Origin of the sequence: Halorubrum salinum (assembly GCF_024494575.1) — an archaeon.
GTDB classification, from domain to species: domain Archaea; phylum Halobacteriota; class Halobacteria; order Halobacteriales; family Haloferacaceae; genus Halorubrum; species Halorubrum salinum.
In genome coordinates this window covers 564,508-580,593 of record NZ_JANHDO010000001.1, presented here as the reverse complement: position 1 = coordinate 580,593, position 16,086 = coordinate 564,508, and the positions used below count along the sequence as shown (strand labels likewise).

28 protein-coding genes and 1 tRNA gene are annotated in these 16,086 nt (G+C 61.9%); 25 read left to right on the top strand and 4 right to left on the bottom strand.

The genetic code is table 11. The annotated features are described in order from the left end of the window. Positions 1 to 66: 66 nt before the first annotated feature. On the top strand, positions 67 to 1,104 hold the full coding sequence (locus tag NO930_RS03040) for a succinylglutamate desuccinylase/aspartoacylase family protein (RefSeq protein ID WP_137783721.1): 1,038 nt from the start codon (positions 67 to 69) through the stop codon (positions 1,102 to 1,104). Positions 1,105 to 1,127: 23 nt separating this feature from the next. Here NO930_RS03040 and NO930_RS03035 read toward each other — a convergent pair whose 3' ends face one another. Together NO930_RS03035 and NO930_RS03030 are read right to left on the bottom strand one after the other, a co-directional pair. Then, a complete protein-coding gene (locus NO930_RS03035) occupies positions 1,128 to 1,712 on the bottom strand; it encodes an NAD(P)/FAD-dependent oxidoreductase (protein ID WP_256402446.1) in 585 nt (194 codons plus the stop codon). A 124-nt stretch (positions 1,713 to 1,836) separates the two neighbouring features. After that, positions 1,837 to 2,724 carry a hypothetical protein gene (locus NO930_RS03030; RefSeq protein WP_256402445.1) on the bottom strand — a complete coding sequence of 296 codons (888 nt, stop codon included), beginning with the start codon at positions 2,722 to 2,724 and terminating at the stop codon, positions 1,837 to 1,839. A 164-nt stretch (positions 2,725 to 2,888) separates the two neighbouring features. On the opposite strand from NO930_RS03030, the gene NO930_RS03025 reads away from it, so the two are divergent. The 9 genes from NO930_RS03025 to NO930_RS02985 all read left to right on the top strand — a co-directional run bounded on the left by NO930_RS03025 (position 2,889) and on the right by NO930_RS02985 (position 6,568). Further along, positions 2,889 to 2,962 (top strand) — tRNA-Tyr (locus NO930_RS03025). 173 nt (positions 2,963 to 3,135) lie between these two features. Next, entirely contained in the window at positions 3,136 to 3,522 is a 387-nt protein-coding gene (locus NO930_RS03020; RefSeq protein WP_256402444.1) for a hypothetical protein, read from the top strand. Further along, on the top strand, positions 3,519 to 4,169 hold the full coding sequence (locus NO930_RS03015) for an SWIM zinc finger family protein (protein ID WP_256402443.1): 651 nt from the start codon (positions 3,519 to 3,521) through the stop codon (positions 4,167 to 4,169). The genes NO930_RS03020 and NO930_RS03015 overlap by 4 nt, the downstream gene beginning before the upstream one ends. A 235-nt stretch (positions 4,170 to 4,404) precedes the next feature. Next, positions 4,405 to 4,866 carry a hypothetical protein gene (locus tag NO930_RS03010; protein WP_256402442.1) on the top strand — a complete coding sequence of 154 codons (462 nt, stop codon included), beginning with the start codon at positions 4,405 to 4,407 and terminating at the stop codon, positions 4,864 to 4,866. Beyond that, positions 4,859 to 5,026, top strand: coding sequence for a hypothetical protein (locus NO930_RS03005; protein WP_256402441.1), 168 nt, complete (start codon positions 4,859 to 4,861; stop codon positions 5,024 to 5,026). Before NO930_RS03010 ends, NO930_RS03005 begins: the two co-directional genes overlap by 8 nt. Next, positions 5,019 to 5,225 carry a hypothetical protein gene (locus NO930_RS03000; protein WP_256402440.1) on the top strand — a complete coding sequence of 69 codons (207 nt, stop codon included), beginning with the start codon at positions 5,019 to 5,021 and terminating at the stop codon, positions 5,223 to 5,225. The genes NO930_RS03005 and NO930_RS03000 overlap by 8 nt, the downstream gene beginning before the upstream one ends. Continuing rightward, positions 5,218 to 5,445: a hypothetical protein gene (locus NO930_RS02995; protein WP_256402439.1), complete on the top strand. Its 228-nt coding sequence runs from the start codon at positions 5,218 to 5,220 to the stop codon at positions 5,443 to 5,445. Before NO930_RS03000 ends, NO930_RS02995 begins: the two co-directional genes overlap by 8 nt. Then, positions 5,442 to 5,918, top strand: a complete 477-nt coding sequence (locus NO930_RS02990) for a hypothetical protein (RefSeq protein WP_256402438.1) — start codon at positions 5,442 to 5,444, stop codon at positions 5,916 to 5,918. Before NO930_RS02995 ends, NO930_RS02990 begins: the two co-directional genes overlap by 4 nt. 38 nt (positions 5,919 to 5,956) lie before the next feature. Beyond that, complete coding sequence (locus tag NO930_RS02985) at positions 5,957 to 6,568, top strand: tyrosine-type recombinase/integrase (protein WP_256402437.1); 612 nt, start codon at positions 5,957 to 5,959, stop codon at positions 6,566 to 6,568. 11 nt (positions 6,569 to 6,579) lie between these two features. On the opposite strand, the gene NO930_RS02980 is transcribed toward NO930_RS02985, so the two are convergent. Continuing rightward, positions 6,580 to 7,002, bottom strand: a complete 423-nt coding sequence (locus NO930_RS02980) for a hypothetical protein (protein WP_256402436.1) — start codon at positions 7,000 to 7,002, stop codon at positions 6,580 to 6,582. A gap of 193 nt (positions 7,003 to 7,195) precedes the next feature. Between NO930_RS02980 and NO930_RS02975 the strand changes: the two genes are divergently transcribed. The 8 genes from NO930_RS02975 to NO930_RS02940 are packed head-to-tail and all read left to right on the top strand — an operon-like array spanning position 7,196 to position 11,445. Further along, positions 7,196 to 7,489 (top strand): hypothetical protein, encoded by a 294-nt coding sequence (locus NO930_RS02975; RefSeq protein ID WP_256402435.1) that lies wholly within the window; start codon positions 7,196 to 7,198, stop codon positions 7,487 to 7,489. Further along, positions 7,476 to 7,793, top strand: coding sequence for a hypothetical protein (locus tag NO930_RS02970; RefSeq protein ID WP_256402434.1), 318 nt, complete (start codon positions 7,476 to 7,478; stop codon positions 7,791 to 7,793). The genes NO930_RS02975 and NO930_RS02970 overlap by 14 nt, the downstream gene beginning before the upstream one ends. Further along, positions 7,790 to 8,578, top strand: a complete 789-nt coding sequence (locus NO930_RS02965) for a hypothetical protein (RefSeq protein WP_256402433.1) — start codon at positions 7,790 to 7,792, stop codon at positions 8,576 to 8,578. The genes NO930_RS02970 and NO930_RS02965 overlap by 4 nt, the downstream gene beginning before the upstream one ends. Beyond that, positions 8,575 to 9,276 carry a hypothetical protein gene (locus NO930_RS02960; RefSeq protein WP_256402432.1) on the top strand — a complete coding sequence of 234 codons (702 nt, stop codon included), beginning with the start codon at positions 8,575 to 8,577 and terminating at the stop codon, positions 9,274 to 9,276. Before NO930_RS02965 ends, NO930_RS02960 begins: the two co-directional genes overlap by 4 nt. After that, on the top strand, positions 9,273 to 9,881 hold the full coding sequence (locus NO930_RS02955) for a hypothetical protein (RefSeq protein ID WP_256402431.1): 609 nt from the start codon (positions 9,273 to 9,275) through the stop codon (positions 9,879 to 9,881). Before NO930_RS02960 ends, NO930_RS02955 begins: the two co-directional genes overlap by 4 nt. Next, entirely contained in the window at positions 9,881 to 10,441 is a 561-nt protein-coding gene (locus NO930_RS02950) for a hypothetical protein (protein ID WP_256402430.1), read from the top strand. Before NO930_RS02955 ends, NO930_RS02950 begins: the two co-directional genes overlap by 1 nt. A 3-nt stretch (positions 10,442 to 10,444) precedes the next feature. After that, positions 10,445 to 11,269: a hypothetical protein gene (locus tag NO930_RS02945; protein WP_256402429.1), complete on the top strand. Its 825-nt coding sequence runs from the start codon at positions 10,445 to 10,447 to the stop codon at positions 11,267 to 11,269. Continuing rightward, positions 11,266 to 11,445: a hypothetical protein gene (locus NO930_RS02940; protein ID WP_256402428.1), complete on the top strand. Its 180-nt coding sequence runs from the start codon at positions 11,266 to 11,268 to the stop codon at positions 11,443 to 11,445. The genes NO930_RS02945 and NO930_RS02940 overlap by 4 nt, the downstream gene beginning before the upstream one ends. 84 nt (positions 11,446 to 11,529) lie before the next feature. Here NO930_RS02940 and NO930_RS02935 read toward each other — a convergent pair whose 3' ends face one another. Further along, entirely contained in the window at positions 11,530 to 12,615 is a 1,086-nt protein-coding gene (locus NO930_RS02935; RefSeq protein WP_256402427.1) for a GNAT family N-acetyltransferase, read from the bottom strand. A 280-nt stretch (positions 12,616 to 12,895) separates the two neighbouring features. On the opposite strand from NO930_RS02935, the gene NO930_RS02930 reads away from it, so the two are divergent. The 7 genes from NO930_RS02930 (at position 12,896) to NO930_RS02900 (ending at position 16,086) form a co-directional block, all read left to right on the top strand. Next, a complete protein-coding gene (locus tag NO930_RS02930) occupies positions 12,896 to 13,204 on the top strand; it encodes a hypothetical protein (RefSeq protein ID WP_256402426.1) in 309 nt (102 codons plus the stop codon). Then, complete coding sequence (locus tag NO930_RS02925; protein WP_256402425.1) at positions 13,204 to 13,725, top strand: hypothetical protein; 522 nt, start codon at positions 13,204 to 13,206, stop codon at positions 13,723 to 13,725. The genes NO930_RS02930 and NO930_RS02925 overlap by 1 nt, the downstream gene beginning before the upstream one ends. Beyond that, on the top strand, positions 13,726 to 14,454 hold the full coding sequence (locus NO930_RS02920) for a hypothetical protein (protein WP_256402424.1): 729 nt from the start codon (positions 13,726 to 13,728) through the stop codon (positions 14,452 to 14,454). A 64-nt stretch (positions 14,455 to 14,518) separates the two neighbouring features. Further along, positions 14,519 to 14,719, top strand: coding sequence for a hypothetical protein (locus NO930_RS02915; protein ID WP_256402423.1), 201 nt, complete (start codon positions 14,519 to 14,521; stop codon positions 14,717 to 14,719). An 85-nt stretch (positions 14,720 to 14,804) separates the two neighbouring features. Further along, positions 14,805 to 15,176 (top strand): hypothetical protein, encoded by a 372-nt coding sequence (locus NO930_RS02910; RefSeq protein WP_256402422.1) that lies wholly within the window; start codon positions 14,805 to 14,807, stop codon positions 15,174 to 15,176. Continuing rightward, positions 15,176 to 15,568: a hypothetical protein gene (locus tag NO930_RS02905; RefSeq protein WP_256402421.1), complete on the top strand. Its 393-nt coding sequence runs from the start codon at positions 15,176 to 15,178 to the stop codon at positions 15,566 to 15,568. Before NO930_RS02910 ends, NO930_RS02905 begins: the two co-directional genes overlap by 1 nt. Continuing rightward, positions 15,565 to 16,086 (top strand): hypothetical protein, encoded by a 522-nt coding sequence (locus NO930_RS02900; RefSeq protein ID WP_256402420.1) that lies wholly within the window; start codon positions 15,565 to 15,567, stop codon positions 16,084 to 16,086. The genes NO930_RS02905 and NO930_RS02900 overlap by 4 nt, the downstream gene beginning before the upstream one ends.

The window sequence follows — 16,086 nt, the reverse complement described above, 5'->3', positions numbered from 1 at the left end:
CGGCGGCTATCAGCGCTGAGTCTCGCGGTCGCCATATATATACCCCGCCCCCTGCTCGGCTCAGACATGAGCGACGACCGGGTGTTCACGTACAACGGCGGCGCGGTGTCGCCCGGCGAGACGCAGAACATCCGCTACGGAATCAGCGAGACGTACCTCGGCGACCCGGTCCGGATACCCGTGACGATCGTCAACGGCGAGCGCGACGGTCCGACCGTCTTCCTCACCGCGGCCGCCCACGGCGATGAACTCAACGGCATCGAGGTCGTCCGGGAGGTCGCCCACGAGTGGGACCTCTCCTCTCTCGCCGGAACCCTCGTCTGTCTCCCCGTGTTGAACGTCCCCGGATTCATCGCCCAGCAGCGCTACCTCCCGGTCTACGACCGCGACCTGAACCGCTCGTTCCCCGGAAAGGCCGGGTCGACCAGCTCGAAGCGGATGGCTCACCAGATATACGAGAACTTCATCGCGCCCTGCGATGTCGGGCTCGACTTCCACACCTCCACCCGCGGCCGGACCAACATGCTCCACGTCCGCGGGGATATGACTCACGACGGCGTCCACCGGCTCGCGATGGCGTTCGGCTCGAACGTGATCATCGACAGCGACGGCCCGAGCGGCACGCTCCGCGGTGAGGCGACCGCCGATAACATTCCCACGATCACGATAGAGATGGGCGAGGCGCATCGGTTCCAGCGCGGGCTCATCGACGACGCGCTCGCCGGCGTCCGGTCGGTGTTCGCGGAGTACGAGCTGCTCTCCGCCGACACGGTTCGCTGGCCCGGGTGGCGGACGATCGTCGCCGGCGCTGGCGAGAAGACGTGGCTGCGCGCCGACTCGGGCGGTATCGTCGACACGCACTTCGAGAGCGGCTCGCTCGTCCGCGAGGGCGAGCGGATCGCGACGATCACCAACCCGTTCAAAGAGGACGCGGTCGGCGTCGAAGCGCCGTTCACCGGTCTTCTTATCGGACTCTTGGAGAACCCGGTGGTCTACCCGGGGAACCCGCTCTGTCATCTCGTCGAACTCGACGAGGCGACGCGGCGCGCGATCGAGGCCGGCGACGCGCCGGAGCCCGTCGGACAGCCCGATTCGGCGGATTAAAAGGACCGGTCGCGCAGTCGTCGCTACTCGTCGTCGATGAGGCCGCCGAACACCGAACTCGCGGTGTCGGGCACGTCGAAGTCGTGGTAGTGCTCGCCCTTCTCGGCCGAGAGGATGTTGAGCGCGGCGGCCGCGCCGTCGCCGGCGGAAATGACCGCCTGCCACTCCTCCGCGCGGACCATCGCGCCGGTCGCGTACGCGCCCGCGACGCTCGTCTCCATCGAGACGCCGACGTCGACGAGGTCGCCGTCGAACTCGCAGCCGAGCGACTCCGCGAGGTCGCGGTTCGCGCCGGTCGCTAACACGACGTAGTCGGCGTCGTACTCTCCGTCCTCGGTGGTCACGGTGAAGCCGCCGTCGGCCGCCGAGACGTCCGTGACTTCCTCGCCCTGGTGTCGGTCGACGCCGAAGTCGTCGACCTGCTGCCGGGCGGTCGCCATGAACTCGCTTCCGCCCACGGAGCCGACGCCGAGGTAATTGAACAGGTGTGCCTTGTGCATCCACGTGCCGTCGGTGTCGAACAGGACGGTGTCGAGGCCGTTCTTCCCCGCGAACAGTCCCGCGCTGAGTCCTGCCGGTCCACCGCCGACGATTGCGACGTCTACCATGGCCGACCTATCGCTCTCGCGTCAATAAGTGTTGGCGGAAGCGGCCACCCGCGGGGTTGAACTCCGAGCGTGTGCGCCCGCTCCGCGGACCACGAGGCTCGGCCGGCGGACAGTCGAGTCAGAATCACTCGGAGAAGTCGGAGAGCGAGCCGTGCGAGTCGCTGTCGGCCGTGTCGCTCGGCTCGGTCTCGGTCGCTCGGTCTCCCCGGGTTCCGTCCCGGTCCGAGTCGCTCGCCTCTCCGACGGCCTCGGGGTCGGTCCAAGGGTCGTCCGGGTCGACCGGCTCGACGGCGCGGTCGAGCTCCGCCTCGGTGTAGTCGTGGTCCCCGTCGAGCAGCATGGCGAGCCGTTGCCACCGAGCGCTGTGTTCGCCTTCGCCCTCCGGTCCCACCCGCGCGCCGCGCGTCTTGAAGAACTCGGTTCCGCGGCCGAGCCGAGACCCCTCGCCGGTGTGGCCGTCGAAGACCGCGTCGAACTCGCCGCCCGGTTCGAGGTCGCCGACCGGGAAGTCGTGGGCGGGCTCCTCGCCGCGCTCGCGGGCGTCGGCGCGGCGCTCGGCGACGGCCCGGAAGTACTCGTCCGCGTTCGGTCCCTCGCGGGTCGACTGCGCGCGCGCGGCGGCGAGCGCGGCGTGGATCGCACAGAGTCGCCCCTTCCACTCGGCCGGCTCCCATCGCTCGGTGGCGAGCTCCTCGTAGCGCTGGATGGTGAGCGCGACCTCGCTGCCGGCGCGGAGGTCCTCGACGACGTACAGCGTCAGGCGGTCCCAGAGGTTCCACGCGTAGCCGGAGCGCGCCAGCTCCCACGCGGCCCACGCGGCGACCTCCTCGTCGGAGCGTCTCACGGCCTTCTGGAGCAGGCTGGAGACGGCGTATCGGTTGTATCCCCCGTCGGTCTCGTTCGGCTCTTTCGGCTCGCCGAAGTCGTTCTCGCCGGTCGCGTCGGGCGTCGTGTCGGTTTCCAAGCTGCCGTCCGACCCGAACGTCGCCTGTCTGTCGTCGCCGTCGGCCATACGCCCGCTCCCGGCGCGAGTGACTTAAAAACCGCGCGGGACCGTCGACGGTTCGTCGGTGAAATCGAAGACCGTCCCGTCGTCGGATCGAACCGCGGTACGGCCGCTCACACCGGGGGCGAAAGAGAACCCTTAAGTTGGATCCGGCGGCTACGATTCAGTGACCGCCCTTAGCTCAGCCTGGTAGAGCAGTCGACTGTAGATCGACTTGTCCCCCGTTCAATTCGGGGAGGGCGGATACGAATTTTACGGCGAAAGCGCCTCTACTCCGTATTTAGAGCAATCTCCGCGTAGAAGACGTGAGCGGCTCGTTCGGGTTTTCAGAAGACACCCGAAAAAATCGGAGTGCAACGAGGCGCATGACTGCCCCCGGCGCAGTCCTGCGAATTTCGTAGTGGACGGGGGTGCGGCATGAGTGCAGAACGCGACAGCGACGAGGAGGTGCAGATCGCTGTCGACCTCGACGGCGACGTAGTCGAGATCGAACGCGAGCGGATCGAGACAGTCCGTATCGGCCAACTCTTCCGGCCGGTCGAGAACGAGAACTGCGACGCGCGTCTCCAACTCTGGAGCGACAGCGCTGGCTGGAGTGGCTACGAAAGACGAGGCGACGAGTTCTACCAGGTCAACGTTCTGACCGAGACGACCGTCGAGGGCACAGAGGTTACCGTCGACTCGAAGTATATCCGCGAGGAAGCCGTCTCGGCCAGTGACGTAGTTGAGTCCGTTCGGAACCATATCCTCGACAGACATGCGGGTGGCGTCGGTGCGTTCGTTCGGGGGTGCTCGCCGCCATGAGCCGCTCCGAATCTCGAAGCAGACTCGAAGCGTTCGGCCGCGTCGACACGCAGATCGGCGAGTCGATCAACTTCGACCGGCTCGCCGGGAGCACAGACACGAGCTGGACGAAGGCGGTTCCCTATCAGTCGGACATCGAAGTGATCAGCCGTCTCGGCTACCGCGTCAAGAGCCCCAACGGCGAGGAATGGCACCACGTCGTTCTGGCCCGCGAAGGAGACCATCACGTCGGCCTCTGTGACTGCAAGGGCTGGGAGTACAACGACGGCCCCTGCGTCCACCTCTGCGCCGTCCGTAAGGCCGCATGGTCCTGCACGGAGCTAGGCACGAAGCACACCGACATCAATGGCCGAGCGATCCAGATCTGCGACCTCGACGCCGTCGATCCCGCCGAACGCCGCTACCCGTACCTCACGGAGAAGCAGCGCGACGCGTACCTTCGGTGCGACCTCGGCGACATGGGCGTCCGAGAGTACCAGCGCAAACAGGGCTACAGCAGCCCCGGCACGGTGTCGAACCGACTCCGGAAAGCCCGAGAGAAGGTTCACGAGCACGAGCAGGAGGCTCGCGCCGACGGCGGCACCGCCGCCCGTCTCGACGGAGTCACCGACGATCGCCGGCTGCTCGGCGAGGGGGTCGACCGATGAACGAGGTGATCCGTGTGACAAACGTCGGTGGTGTCACACAGACAGGTTCCGCAGTGTTCGGGGGTAACAAGAACACTACTGCCGGAATCGGTCCGTGTCACACAGACGGGGGCGCGTCGTCAGAACGGCGTCCCCCCTCATGCACGAGCGTTGCGCGAGCGAGATGGGGGCGGCGCGCGCGCCGGAGCGCGTGGACGGCCGAGCCGAGCGTCGCCGCCGAAAGCGAGGTGAGTCGATGAGCGCCGAGTCGAGCGGGAAGCGCGTGACGGCGCGAGTGAGCGACGACGACCTCCTCAACGCGCTCGACGACGCGGCGGACGAGCACGGATCGCGGTCGGAAGCGATCCGGGCGGCGCTGCGCGAGACCTACGCGGACCGCGACGGCAACGAGGCGAACGTGGCGGCGTACCTCCCGGACGATCCGGTCGTCCGCCGCGGCTACGAAGTGCTCTGCGACGAGGCCTCGCCGTTCCAGTCGCGGATCGACGTGGACACCGCGATGAGCCGGGTCGCGAACCGCCTCAACATCCCGAAGGGGAGCGTGAAGCGGCGCGTGATCCTCCCGCTCGAACGCCAACGCGTCGGCAACAAGCAGATCGTGGAACCGAACTGGGGCGTGCTGGTGGTCCGACAGCCCGCCGAACTCGCCGATCTCGCCAACACCGTGCGGACCGATGGAGGTGACCGCGATGCGTAGCCTGCGCTGCTGGCTGCTCGGTCACGAGTGGATCGCGACGCTCGTCGAGGAAACCGTCGAGGGTGATCGGAAGACGCGAATCGCGACGTGTCCGCGGTGCGGGACCGCCACTGCGTTCGTCGACGGGGACCGCGACAGCGACGAGGTGAGCGATGACTGACGACCTCGAAGGGCTGGCGTGGGGTGAACCGTTCCGAGCCCGGCGCTGGCACATCTTCGACGGGCATCAATCGCTCTGCGGGAGCTGGGCGTTCGGAAGCGCGAACCAGCCTGTTGAGGCTAGTGACACCTACAGCGAGGGCGACGACTGCAAGGCGTGCTGCCGGAAGGCCGGTCTGCTGGAGGGCAACGATGCGTAACGAGGCTAGCGTCGTCGGGGCGGCTCCGAACGTCGACCTCCGCGGGAAGCGAGATGTTGAGGACGAGGCCGATCGCCGGCGACACCGGATCTACGAGGTGACGTGTCTGTCGTGTGACCACAGCGAGCGGATCCACGTCGAACCGGGAGAGGATAGGTTTGTCAGCCACGATGAGACGAACGCGGCGCACGTTGTCGAGTACGTCGAGGTAAGCCGATGAACAACGCGGTCAACTCCGTTCACCAGCAGGAATTAGTTAATAGCAGTACCGAGCGGGCCGGAGATCATCTCAGCGACGGTTATGCCGATTCAGACCCGCTACCGATCACGTTTAAAAACGGCAAGATGAAGCGCTTTCCCCGGCTCTCCCGCGTCCAACAGGTGCTGAACTTCATCTCGCTTGGCTCCTGGCACCAAATCACGAGCCAACAGCTCACAGACAATCTCAGTAGATTCTTTCTGGTAATACTCCACCTCCGATGCCTGATTTGTGGCATTGTGTGCCATGCATTGGACCCATTAACAAGGCCCATCCGTATTCATAATAAATATTTGTTAAGGATATTTGAAACAATAGCGTTGTGGATCACACTCCTTGTGTCACTCATCAAGAAGAGCGAGACTGTGACAACGCCTAAGACGAGTTTTGGATTCTCTATACAGAAACCCAAACTCGCAGCCTTCCCACCCTGACCCGTTTATAAACCAACTACCTCGAAACATCCCGAATAATGAAAACCCAAACTCAAGAGAAAGCGACCGTCTGGCTCAAGCCGGAACAGGTCGACCGAATGCGCTCGGCGACTGTCGAAGCGAGCGCGCCGTACCTCGCCGCTCGCAACGACGCGCTGATCGCGACGCTCTACGACACCGGCCTGCGGGTCGCCGAGTGCGTCGCGCTCAACGTGGCCGACCACGTCGACCTCGACGACGGCGTGCTTGCGCTCCCGGCCGACCTACAGAAGGACTACCCGACCGACCGCACGCCGAGCTACACCGAGATTGAACTCGCCGACGAGACCGTTCGGACACTCCGGACGTATCTCGCCGGCCGCTGGAAGGACACCGCCGCGCTCTGGCCGTCGCGACAGTCCGACCGGATGACCACCGAGTCTGTCCGCAACGTCGTCACCGCGGCTGCTGTCGCCGCCGGCGTGGAACCGATGACGCTCCACGGCCGAGGGGACGCCGAGCAGGTGACACCTCACACGCTCCGGCACAGCGTCGCCTACCGGATGCTCAACGTCGAGGAGGGCCACAGCTTCTACGACGTGCGAAACCGGCTTCGGCACGCGACGATCCAAACCACCGAGAAGGTCTACGACCACATCGACCGCGTCTAAAATCGAGAAAGCTATCGGATACTGAATTCGTCAGGCAAAATCGAGTCGAATAATTCCACCAGCCAATTCTGTTTTGATTCTTTCTCCTCTTTTTCGACAATCCCTTTCGCCCTATCGAACCGGAGTTTCACTCTCTCCGCCTCCCGACGAATCATCTTCTTAGCTTCCTCCCATTGCTGGGGTGTGTAGACTGGGCATCCTTGGCTTCGCGCAATCATCGGATTTTCTTTAATATGACGTCCGGGATTGTGTTCTGAAAGAAGTCTCTGCTCTCTATTCTCAAATAGCAATTTTCTCCCCTCAATCTGAGATACTGTTAAATCCGTTAGAGCTTCTATAGTGTATTCCTCATTCCAGAGATCAAATTCTTTCGTCATTGCTTCTGATGGTAACTCATCATATTCTATATCCACAATTTGGGAGGGTTTGCTCATATGAGCGGTACGAATGCACGCCACAAAATACCTTGGTGACATAACTACCGACTCTACAGAACCCTACCCAGTTCAGTCAGAAATGATTATTATACAGATCCGAAGCGCGACTATCTGACTGTCTCACGCTCTTATTTTATTCAACTATTCAATTAGTAACAAAAAACATACCGTAGTCGCCCAATCTGTCGGTATGGTCTCAACTGACCTACCGACACCAGAAGAGTTCGAAGAAGCGCAAGAAGCGATCAAAAACGGCGATCCAGAGGCGGCTCCGTACTTTGATTACTGGCATCGTGCTGACGAGTTCGACGATTACACCTCGTTCATGGCCTACGTCGCAGCGGTGAAAGCATCTCGAAGCTCGCACTTTTCGTCAGAAGCCAAGTGGACGCTGGACAGCTACAAGAGCGCGGCAAAGGGGCTGCTGCTGGGTATCGGTGCTGTGGCCCTGATCGAAGCGGTGATCGGTGATGCGCGTCTGTGAAGCCGGCGCGTCGCTCGCCCTCCAGCCGGAAGGAGACGGCGAGCGGACCGCGCTCGTCCGCCTCCGGGCGATCTACCGCCGAGCGACCGCCTACCAACTTCCGCACCCCCGATGGGACGACCCGACCGGGTATGTCGATCTCAACGTGGATGGTCGCGACGCGCTGGTGATCCCGGATGGGCTCGCCGGCAGCGACGACAGTGAGATGGCGGAAACCGCGGAGGCTCGGACTGACGACGGCGATCTCTGCCCCGCACTCAGGTTCGACCCGCTTGGGAGCGACATCGCGGAGGGCACCGCGTGACCGTCGTCGAGTTCGGCACTCGTGCCGACGCGAACGCGATCCGCGACGACCACGCCGAACACCTGACCGGTCGATTTGATCGGCGGTTCGCGAAAGTCGAGCTCGCCGACGACGTTCCCGAAGACGTCGAGGCAGAGATCCGCGGGATCGCAGCCGATGGCCGCGCCGACCGCGAAGGCGGAGCCGGGCATGTCGAACTCACTGACGGCGAGAAACGCCGCGTCGGTCCGTTCACGGGATCGAACAACTACCGGAAGGCGACTACGGTCAAGGCCGCGTTCCTCGACGCAGGGATCAACGACTGGGAAGCCTACTACGATCCGGAACTCACAGCCGACGAGAACACTGGCCGGATCGAACAGGTCCGACAGCAGCAGACCGGTGCAGACGTGAGCGACGGACCGACCGAAACAGAAGTGCTCCAGAAGGAAGCCGACGCCGCCGCTCGTGTCGAAGGCGAAGAGTGCGGCCACGCCTTCGACTACTGCGAAAGCGGCGACTGGGACGCGTGTGAGTTCCTGGTCGAATCGTGCGGGCTCGACCGAGACGAGGCCGAGCAGCTCACCGAGACCGCCGACGACACGGTTGGCGAGGACCCGCAGGCGATGACCGGGGAAGCCTACGGGGCGCTCTCAAAGCTCTGGGACCAGTATCGGACCGGGATCGCGGAGTCGAAGGAGGCTGCTGCTGGCATTAACGAAGTTCGTCGCCAGTTCGGTCAGGACGCGCTCTCGTTCGACGAGCTTGGCGATCGACCCATCACCGCAGGAGATCTCGAAGCATGACTCAACTCGCCTGTAAGATCGAGGGGTGCGACTACGAGGGGACCCCGCAAGGTCTCCGGTCGCACCTCCACGGACGGAAGGACGACGAGCACGTCAACGCCGCGGCCGACCGGCGACATCACGACTGGTACCCGACGGCCTACGGTCTCGACGAGGAGGACTCCGCCGACGAAGGGGACAACGAGGGGAACGACACCCCCACCGAGACCCCCTCCGAAGGGGGCAATTCGGACCCCTCTGAAGAGGGTACTGGCGAAGAGGGCACAGATACCCGCGATCCGGACCCCTCTGATGGGAGTACCGAATCGCCCGACGAAGAGGACGAATACGCCGCGCAGTGGGAGGGCGCAGAGACCCCCTCTGACGATCCCTCCCAAGGCGGCGATTTGGACCCCTCTGAGGAGGGTACTGGCGAAGAGGGCGCAGATACCCACTCTACAGACCCCTCAGAGGGGGAAGGAATGGGGTTCGGAACTGCCCTCGTGCTGGGTACTGGTGCCCTCGCGGTCGCGGTACTGTTGCGTGGGGGGGAGTCGGGCCCCAGCGACGAGGGTACCGAATCGCCCGACGCAACCAACCCCGGCGATACCCATGAAGTCGGCCCCGAAGGGGCGTCTGGATGGGAGAAATCGACGGGTGAAGTCCCCCTCGAAGGCACCGATACAGACGACATGGAGTTCACGCCGACAGAAACATGACCGACGACGCTACCAACGACGACGCCGACCCGGACGAATCGCCCGACGACGAGACCCCTACCAACGCCGACGATACCCCCGAGGAAGGGGACGACGAGGGGGACGAACGGCCGCCGATCGACGACGACGAACGGGCCGACGTGAATCTCTCGGCGGTCACCGAGGAGATCCAAGAAGAAGAGGAGGACGACATCCCCACCGAAGAGGGGTCCGAATCGCCCGACGCGACCAAGGACGGCGATACTCAAGACGAAGGAGATGACGAGGGGGGTGATACCCCCTCGTCGACCCCCTCGGACGGAAACTCGTGGGGCGAGATGTATGTCGAGATCCTCGCCGTGCTCCTTCCCGAGATCACCGAGGAGATGAGCGGCGAGCCCTCGGAAATGACCTCCGAGGATGTCGCCGAACTCGCGACCCAGCAGCCGGTCGAACTGGATGCGAAGTTCGACGCAGTCGTTGAGGACATGGGCGGCATGGAGGAGATGAGCGACAAGCAGGCGCTTCTCCTGTCGACGGCGATCGTCTGCGGTACCGTGCTGGTCAAGGAGGGCGACGTGGCCGGCGACCTCGTCGGCACGGTTCGCGAAGGGGTGAGCGCCTGATGCTGGGCGGGATGCAGGAGAAGGCGCTGAAACAGATGATGCAGAAAGAGATCCAGACCTACGCTGCGACCCTCGCGGCGATGGAACACGAGCAACGTGAGGCGATGCGGACGCTCGTCGAGGCGACCGGCGCGGACCCCGACGCCCTCGGACTCGACGAGCCGCCGGCCACCGAGGAGCGCGTCGGCCAGCTCGTCGACGCGATCGTCGCCCAGCAGACCGGTGACCTGTGGGGGCTCTACGTCGACCACGTCGCGCCGGAGGAGCTGGAGAACACCGACAAAGCGCACCAGTTCGCCGAGAGCGACGCCGACGAGTGGAACGCCCAGATCGAAGCGTGGGCACAGAAGTACCGCAACAAGGCTGGAGACAGCGTCGCAGACCGCACCGACCGAGACCTCGCCGACGTGTACACTCGGGAGACGTTTGGGCTCGGCCTCAACGAGTTCGAGACGGAGGTGGTCGACCGCGACCCGGCACGGATACTACAGTCGCTCGTCGCCGGACCGATCGAGACGCACACAGAGGCGATCCGGGCCCTCGCCGAACGGGAGGCATAACCCATGCACATGCTGGTATCAGCCGTTTCGGGATGGGGCAAAGGATGGCTGGCGCACGCTCTCGCCGAGAAGAACATCAAGGGCGACACCTACGATCGGGTGGTCGTGCTCGACACGTCCGACGAGTTCCGAGGTCTCGTGAGCAAAGAGACCGGACCAGGACTCGCGGCGCACTGGTTCGCCGGCCCTCGCGAGAGAGACCATTTCGACCCCGACGTGTGGGGCGACATGATCGACCGGAACGAGGCACTCGTCGTCGGGCGCCACGTCAGCAAAGACGACTGGCAGGAGGTTGCTCGCGATGTGATCCTCGCGTGCCGGCGGTCGAACCACGACGTGCTGATCGTCATCGACGAGGCGCACGGGATCGCTCCGGAGGGAGAGGGCTACCCCGACGACATACAGGACCTCGCGACCGACGGCCGGACCGAGGGAGGGTCGGCTACGTCGTCGATCTGGGTGACCCAGCGACTCGCGCAACTCTGTAAGAAGGTGGTTGGCAACTGCACGGCGCGGTTCCTCGGCGGCTACCAGTCCGGGAACGACCTCAACGCGGTGAAAGACGTACTGGAGTACCCCAAAGAAGCACACAACACGGGAGGGCAGTCGGTTCCGAACCTACCAGAGGAACTCCACGCCCCCGATGAAGACGCGATCTCCGTCCGGAAGTGGGTCGAGCCGGGACCGGATGGCGAGCCGCAGACGGTTAACTCTGAGTGGATCTACTCAGACGACTCTGGAAAGATTGAGCGTGTCGAGTCGAATCGCTACGAACCGGAGTGCGACCATGTTGGCGCTGAGGGTAAGCGTATCGAGGTGGGACTGTGACCCGACCGAGCGAAGAGGTAGCTCTCTACGGAGAGACGGCAGACAGCTTCCGCGAGGTAAAAGCAGAGATCGAGGCTATTCGAGGCCACGAAGTCGCCAGAACCAGAGTCGTCGAGGATTTGATGTTGCTCTACCGGCAGCACGGTCTCCCTTATGACGACCCTCGGGAGCGCTGATTTTCACCTTTTTCTCAGAGATGTACTATTGAGTTCCTCTTTTCAGACACAATATAGTTCGAAGCAGATTGCCGTTGAAGAGTACTAATTAACACCGAACTCATCAGGGAATGCCTCAGTGGGATACGCACGGTAGAAGTTTGTATCCATCATTCTTTTCTGCGCATCGACGCCGGTGAATTCTTTCACCGCAAACTCTGATTCTCCGTTTTTAAGAAGTCCTAATTCACGGAAGATTGGGCGGCTAGCCTCATTCATATGTTCGGCATAGGCCAAGCTGCCAGTGATGTAGTCACACCACTCTCTTATGGCTGTTTTTGCGTAATCATTTCCCCTTGCCTCAGGGCGAACATAGAGTTGTGTTATACTGGGTTTGTCGTACTTTGTATGCCACGACAGGTATCCGACTATTTTTTCTGCCACACTTATGAGAAAGAACTCGTCCAATTTCGCATTATAATCCTGTGAAAACTGGGTCTCGGAACCCACTTCGCCAACCAGTGCGGCCACCACAGAATGTGTTCTTTTTGTCGTAGAGGAATCCACGTGATAAAATGTACAATTCCCAGAACTTGTAGCTGCGGCAGGCAGGTCATTAGGGAATACCCAATCAAGCTGGAGAGCTTTTTCAATCAGAATAGAATCTGATTGGTCTTGAATAGCATATGGTTTTCCGCACTTTCCACAGGCGACAAACGTAACATCATCACCATTGTTGACAGTAAGATTTGATACTACCAAATTTTCCGATTGTTTAATTGAACAGTCACAATTTCCCGCATTACTACTTGGTTGAAGGGCTTGCGCTGATTCTTCATTGTATATGAATGGATAGTCACCTAAGTAACGGTAGAGAGTGTCTCCTATTGAATTCCGGATCTTTTCTGCCTCCTTTCCCGGTTCCCCAAATACATTCATACCTCCTTCAAACACGCCTATTTTCAGAGATATTACCTTATCTGACTCTATACGGTCCTCTTCGACCCACTTTCCACGCTTCGGGTGGTAGTACCAACCTGATACGAGTTCTTCATTTTCAGAGTACACTATTGCCGCGAATACGACTGGAGAAGCCTGACCTTTTTCGAGAGAATATGGAACAATTGTATGGCCTTGGTCCTCTAATCGCTTTATGTCCTTTTTCGTAGCAAATGTATCCGGCCAATCCATATCTAAATCATGTCTGTGGCGAGGTATAAACAAATCTATCAACAATTTGTTATTCTGACTATGTGGAAATAGCCGTGCCACATCCATCATCGAACGCGATACCGCCTCCGCTCGGACTTATACCTCCATGAGAGAACCGCGAACTCCGATGTAACTCTGCGAGGATTATCAGTAGAACATCTTCAAAAGAGAATCCACCAACAAAGTTCATCTAAAACCGATTGCGGCCAACTCAGCGGGGCGGCCTATCACAAGCGAACCATGTTTCGGACCGGTCGCAATGGCCTATGATGTAACGGCTGGCTTCGACAAGCTGGCTGATCAGCAGTTCATGATGGACGCCGGTGCGGTCGGCGGCGGCGTCCTCGTGGGAGAATCGCTCGGATACGTCGCCGACGGCCATCAGGTCGCCGGATTCAACACTCCCGCCGAACTCGGCGGTGTGGCGGTAATCGCGGGTGCTGAATACGCACCGATGATCGAGGGGCGGACGAAGCGACACATGCAGGTCGGCGGCGGCGTCGCGATCCTGCTCGCGCTGATGGAACGGTTCGGTGTGCGTGACGCGCTGACCGAGGTGTTCGCCTGATGGCGGACATCTACATCAGTAACGGTGACTCCGCCGATGCCGTCGAGCCGAAGACCAACGCGGCCGGAATCGACCGGGCGACGCCGATCCTCGAACTCGACCCGGACCGGGGCACGTTCCTTCGACTTCTGAACCAGATCAAGCGCGGTTCGGAGATCGGGATTCCGGTCTACATGAAGCTGCGCGACGCGAACGGCGACCCGCTCCCGACGAACACGCTCATCAAGTTCGAGCTGGGCCGCGCCGGCAGCGACGACGAACACAAGGTGAGCGAGGAGGTGAAACAGATCAGCTTCTGGAACCAGAACGACCTCACGACCCAGCGGGACGTGGACAACATCGACAACGCGAAGATCGAACTCCAGTTCCCGGAAGCGTCGAGCGAGACCGGACCAGCCCCGTTCCACGACGTGCGGGACGTGGATTCGTTCTACGTCTCCGCCGAGTCGGCCGCGGAGATCGACTGGTCGCAGTCAGAATTCTACTTCGACACGAACGCGGTCAAGGAGGGGTCGCGGTAGATGTCCGACGTGATGGACCGACTGGCCGAGACGCCGCGCCGTTCGACGACGCTCTCGCCGCGCCAGTTCGAAACGTCGACCAACTCGCAGGGGTCGATGTCGGAGATCGCGGCGTTCACCGCGAACACGGCGCACGGGCTCAAGACCGGACGGAGCAACCCGATCCGGCTGGTGATTCCGGCGTATCAGTCGTTCGAGACCGCCGGTGACGGGTCGGATCAGTCCTTCAATCTGACCTACGACCTCATCGAGTCGCCGGACACGCAGGATGTCGTCGTCTGGTTCGGCGGCGACTATCAAGGGAGCCCGAAGTCTGTCGACCATGACGCCGACAGCATCACCGTCTCCGGTCCCGGTTCGGTCGCGACCGTCCACGTCTACTACGTGGCCGGCAACGCGGCGAGCTTCGAACTCCGCAAGAAGCTGCCGGGCTCGAAAGTTGAGGGCAACGAGCAGGTCTACGACGCGAACCTCGGCCTGATACACAACGCGAATCAGGCCGAACAGCCCGAGTTTCTCGAACTCAACGAGTCGAAACTCCAGCGGTATCTCGCGACCGATATGGAGCTGGAAGCGCGGATCAGGGCTCCGTATCAGGTCCGATGGACCGACCCGGACGGCGATGGCACCGAGCCGACGAACGCACTGCTCCAGGTGCCGGCGCAGAAGGCCAACACGGAGGTTCCGGGTCTTCGAAGCGCCGTGAGCACCGACATGGGCAACCGGTAGGGGTATCTCGATCATGGATTTTTCGGCGACAGTCGAAGGCGGCGATCCGTGGGACAGCCCGCCGATGAGCAACGGCCCTATGGCGACGATCACGGGCACCGGAGGAGGCGAATCAGTCGAGACGACCACCACAGAGAGCCCGCTGTCGGCGTGGCTCGCCGGTACCCGGTGGTCTCGCCGCGATCTGGAACTCCTGACTGACCTGATCGGCGCAATCGGGACGCTCGGATTCCTCTACCTCGCGCTGAACGGAGGGACGGCATGAGCGGCCGAGTGGAGACGAACGTCGAGAAGACCGAGATAGACGAGCAGGAGCGCGCTCGTCTCGAAGAAGCGACGGAGGGTGACCGATGAGGATCGTTCCAGAACCCAACCCCGGCGATGTACCGCTCAACGAACCGGTCGGCGTCGAACTCGGAACCGACGAGCAGGCGACGGTGACGTTCACCGCCTCGCAACGGACGAATCAGGGGTTCATCCTACCGATACTCGCGATCTCGAAGTATTCGGGGAGTACGTATGAGGTTACTCTCGACGAGGATCAGATCTACGGTCCGGCCCCGATCCCGCCGACCGACATCGACGATCTCGCGGTCTGTTTCGTGCCGGCGTGGGAGTTCGACCAGAAGATCGAGGTGACGGTGTCGAACCTGTCTGACATTCAGCGCGTCTACCACATCCAACCGATCGGCTTCGAGCGAACTGGGGAGGTCGAGCAGTAATGGTGCTCGAAACCACGGCCGACGTGGAGCAACTGACCCGCGTCGACGATGGGGAAGGAGAGTTGCAGCCCCCGGCCAACGCGACCGAGCAGCAGCGGATGGCGGCGACGCTCGGCAACCGAGACGGACTCACGACCGGACTGGTACAGCCGAACGACGACACCGCGGTCACTCTCCCGGCGTACTCGGTGCCTGACGGGCAGGACGTGCTCGTGCAGGGGGCAGCGACGAACGACGGCCTCGTGTTCGTCGGCGACGCCGACGGCCAGCATGTCGCGCTCCGGGCGGCGCAGGGCCTCCGCATCCCGGTCACGAACACCGACCAGATCGCGATCCGGTGCCCGACCACGGACGATAAGGCGGCGTTCATACTCGCCGGAGGTGACGCATGACGGGGCTGACCTCTCCGCCCTACACGGATGAGGACGCCCGCACCGCCGTCGACGGGAGCAACGTGGCCGTTGAGGAGGCGAATCAGGCTAATGTCGCCGACGTGGCGAGCAACGCAGACAACGCCGATCAGCTCGGCGGACAGTCACCGAGTCACTTCGAGACACCAAACGCCACGCAAAACGGTGGGGTTTCTGGCGGGTTCATTCAGCAATTGAGTGACTCGGGAACGCTATACGATTACGACACGGAGAAGTTGAATTTCTACTTCTCAACCGAAATCATCGACGCAATCAGATGGGACGGTACATTTGAGGGGACAGATACCGGTGCGTCTGCTGTATTTGCTGGCGGAAATGAATACGGAACATCGGGCAAATCAGGAACACGGAACTTCGGAGCAGTAGAGGCAAGCAGCGGCGCGTTAGAGATTGATAACCCGTATAGTTCTCCACAGGACTACTCTGTCACAGTTGAGATCCACGTAGTTCCCTCGGGATACCACCAACATCCGATCTAA

Coding starts and splice junctions, on each gene's coding strand:
- NO930_RS02970 (WP_256402434.1), top strand. CDS start 7,476: ATGCGCGTCTGTGAAGCCGGCGCGTCGCTCGCCCTCCAGCCGGAAGGA.
- NO930_RS02945 (WP_256402429.1), top strand. CDS start 10,445: ATGCACATGCTGGTATCAGCCGTTTCGGGATGGGGCAAAGGATGGCTG.
- NO930_RS02955 (WP_256402431.1), top strand. CDS start 9,273: ATGACCGACGACGCTACCAACGACGACGCCGACCCGGACGAATCGCCC.
- NO930_RS02925 (WP_256402425.1), top strand. CDS start 13,204: ATGGCGGACATCTACATCAGTAACGGTGACTCCGCCGATGCCGTCGAG.
- NO930_RS02930 (WP_256402426.1), top strand. CDS start 12,896: ATGGCCTATGATGTAACGGCTGGCTTCGACAAGCTGGCTGATCAGCAG.
- NO930_RS03030 (WP_256402445.1), bottom strand. CDS start 2,724: ATGGCCGACGGCGACGACAGACAGGCGACGTTCGGGTCGGACGGCAGC.
- NO930_RS03010 (WP_256402442.1), top strand. CDS start 4,405: ATGAGCGCCGAGTCGAGCGGGAAGCGCGTGACGGCGCGAGTGAGCGAC.
- NO930_RS02935 (WP_256402427.1), bottom strand. CDS start 12,615: ATGGATTGGCCGGATACATTTGCTACGAAAAAGGACATAAAGCGATTA.
- NO930_RS02990 (WP_256402438.1), top strand. CDS start 5,442: ATGAACAACGCGGTCAACTCCGTTCACCAGCAGGAATTAGTTAATAGC.
- NO930_RS02985 (WP_256402437.1), top strand. CDS start 5,957: ATGAAAACCCAAACTCAAGAGAAAGCGACCGTCTGGCTCAAGCCGGAA.
- NO930_RS02980 (WP_256402436.1), bottom strand. CDS start 7,002: ATGAGCAAACCCTCCCAAATTGTGGATATAGAATATGATGAGTTACCA.
- NO930_RS02995 (WP_256402439.1), top strand. CDS start 5,218: ATGCGTAACGAGGCTAGCGTCGTCGGGGCGGCTCCGAACGTCGACCTC.
- NO930_RS03000 (WP_256402440.1), top strand. CDS start 5,019: ATGACTGACGACCTCGAAGGGCTGGCGTGGGGTGAACCGTTCCGAGCC.
- NO930_RS02900 (WP_256402420.1), top strand. CDS start 15,565: ATGACGGGGCTGACCTCTCCGCCCTACACGGATGAGGACGCCCGCACC.
- NO930_RS02910 (WP_256402422.1), top strand. CDS start 14,805: ATGAGGATCGTTCCAGAACCCAACCCCGGCGATGTACCGCTCAACGAA.
- NO930_RS03040 (WP_137783721.1), top strand. CDS start 67: ATGAGCGACGACCGGGTGTTCACGTACAACGGCGGCGCGGTGTCGCCC.
- NO930_RS02975 (WP_256402435.1), top strand. CDS start 7,196: ATGGTCTCAACTGACCTACCGACACCAGAAGAGTTCGAAGAAGCGCAA.
- NO930_RS03035 (WP_256402446.1), bottom strand. CDS start 1,712: ATGGTAGACGTCGCAATCGTCGGCGGTGGACCGGCAGGACTCAGCGCG.
- NO930_RS02905 (WP_256402421.1), top strand. CDS start 15,176: ATGGTGCTCGAAACCACGGCCGACGTGGAGCAACTGACCCGCGTCGAC.
- NO930_RS02950 (WP_256402430.1), top strand. CDS start 9,881: ATGCTGGGCGGGATGCAGGAGAAGGCGCTGAAACAGATGATGCAGAAA.
- NO930_RS03005 (WP_256402441.1), top strand. CDS start 4,859: ATGCGTAGCCTGCGCTGCTGGCTGCTCGGTCACGAGTGGATCGCGACG.
- NO930_RS02960 (WP_256402432.1), top strand. CDS start 8,575: ATGACTCAACTCGCCTGTAAGATCGAGGGGTGCGACTACGAGGGGACC.
- NO930_RS03020 (WP_256402444.1), top strand. CDS start 3,136: ATGAGTGCAGAACGCGACAGCGACGAGGAGGTGCAGATCGCTGTCGAC.
- NO930_RS02915 (WP_256402423.1), top strand. CDS start 14,519: ATGAGCAACGGCCCTATGGCGACGATCACGGGCACCGGAGGAGGCGAA.
- NO930_RS02920 (WP_256402424.1), top strand. CDS start 13,726: ATGTCCGACGTGATGGACCGACTGGCCGAGACGCCGCGCCGTTCGACG.
- NO930_RS03015 (WP_256402443.1), top strand. CDS start 3,519: ATGAGCCGCTCCGAATCTCGAAGCAGACTCGAAGCGTTCGGCCGCGTC.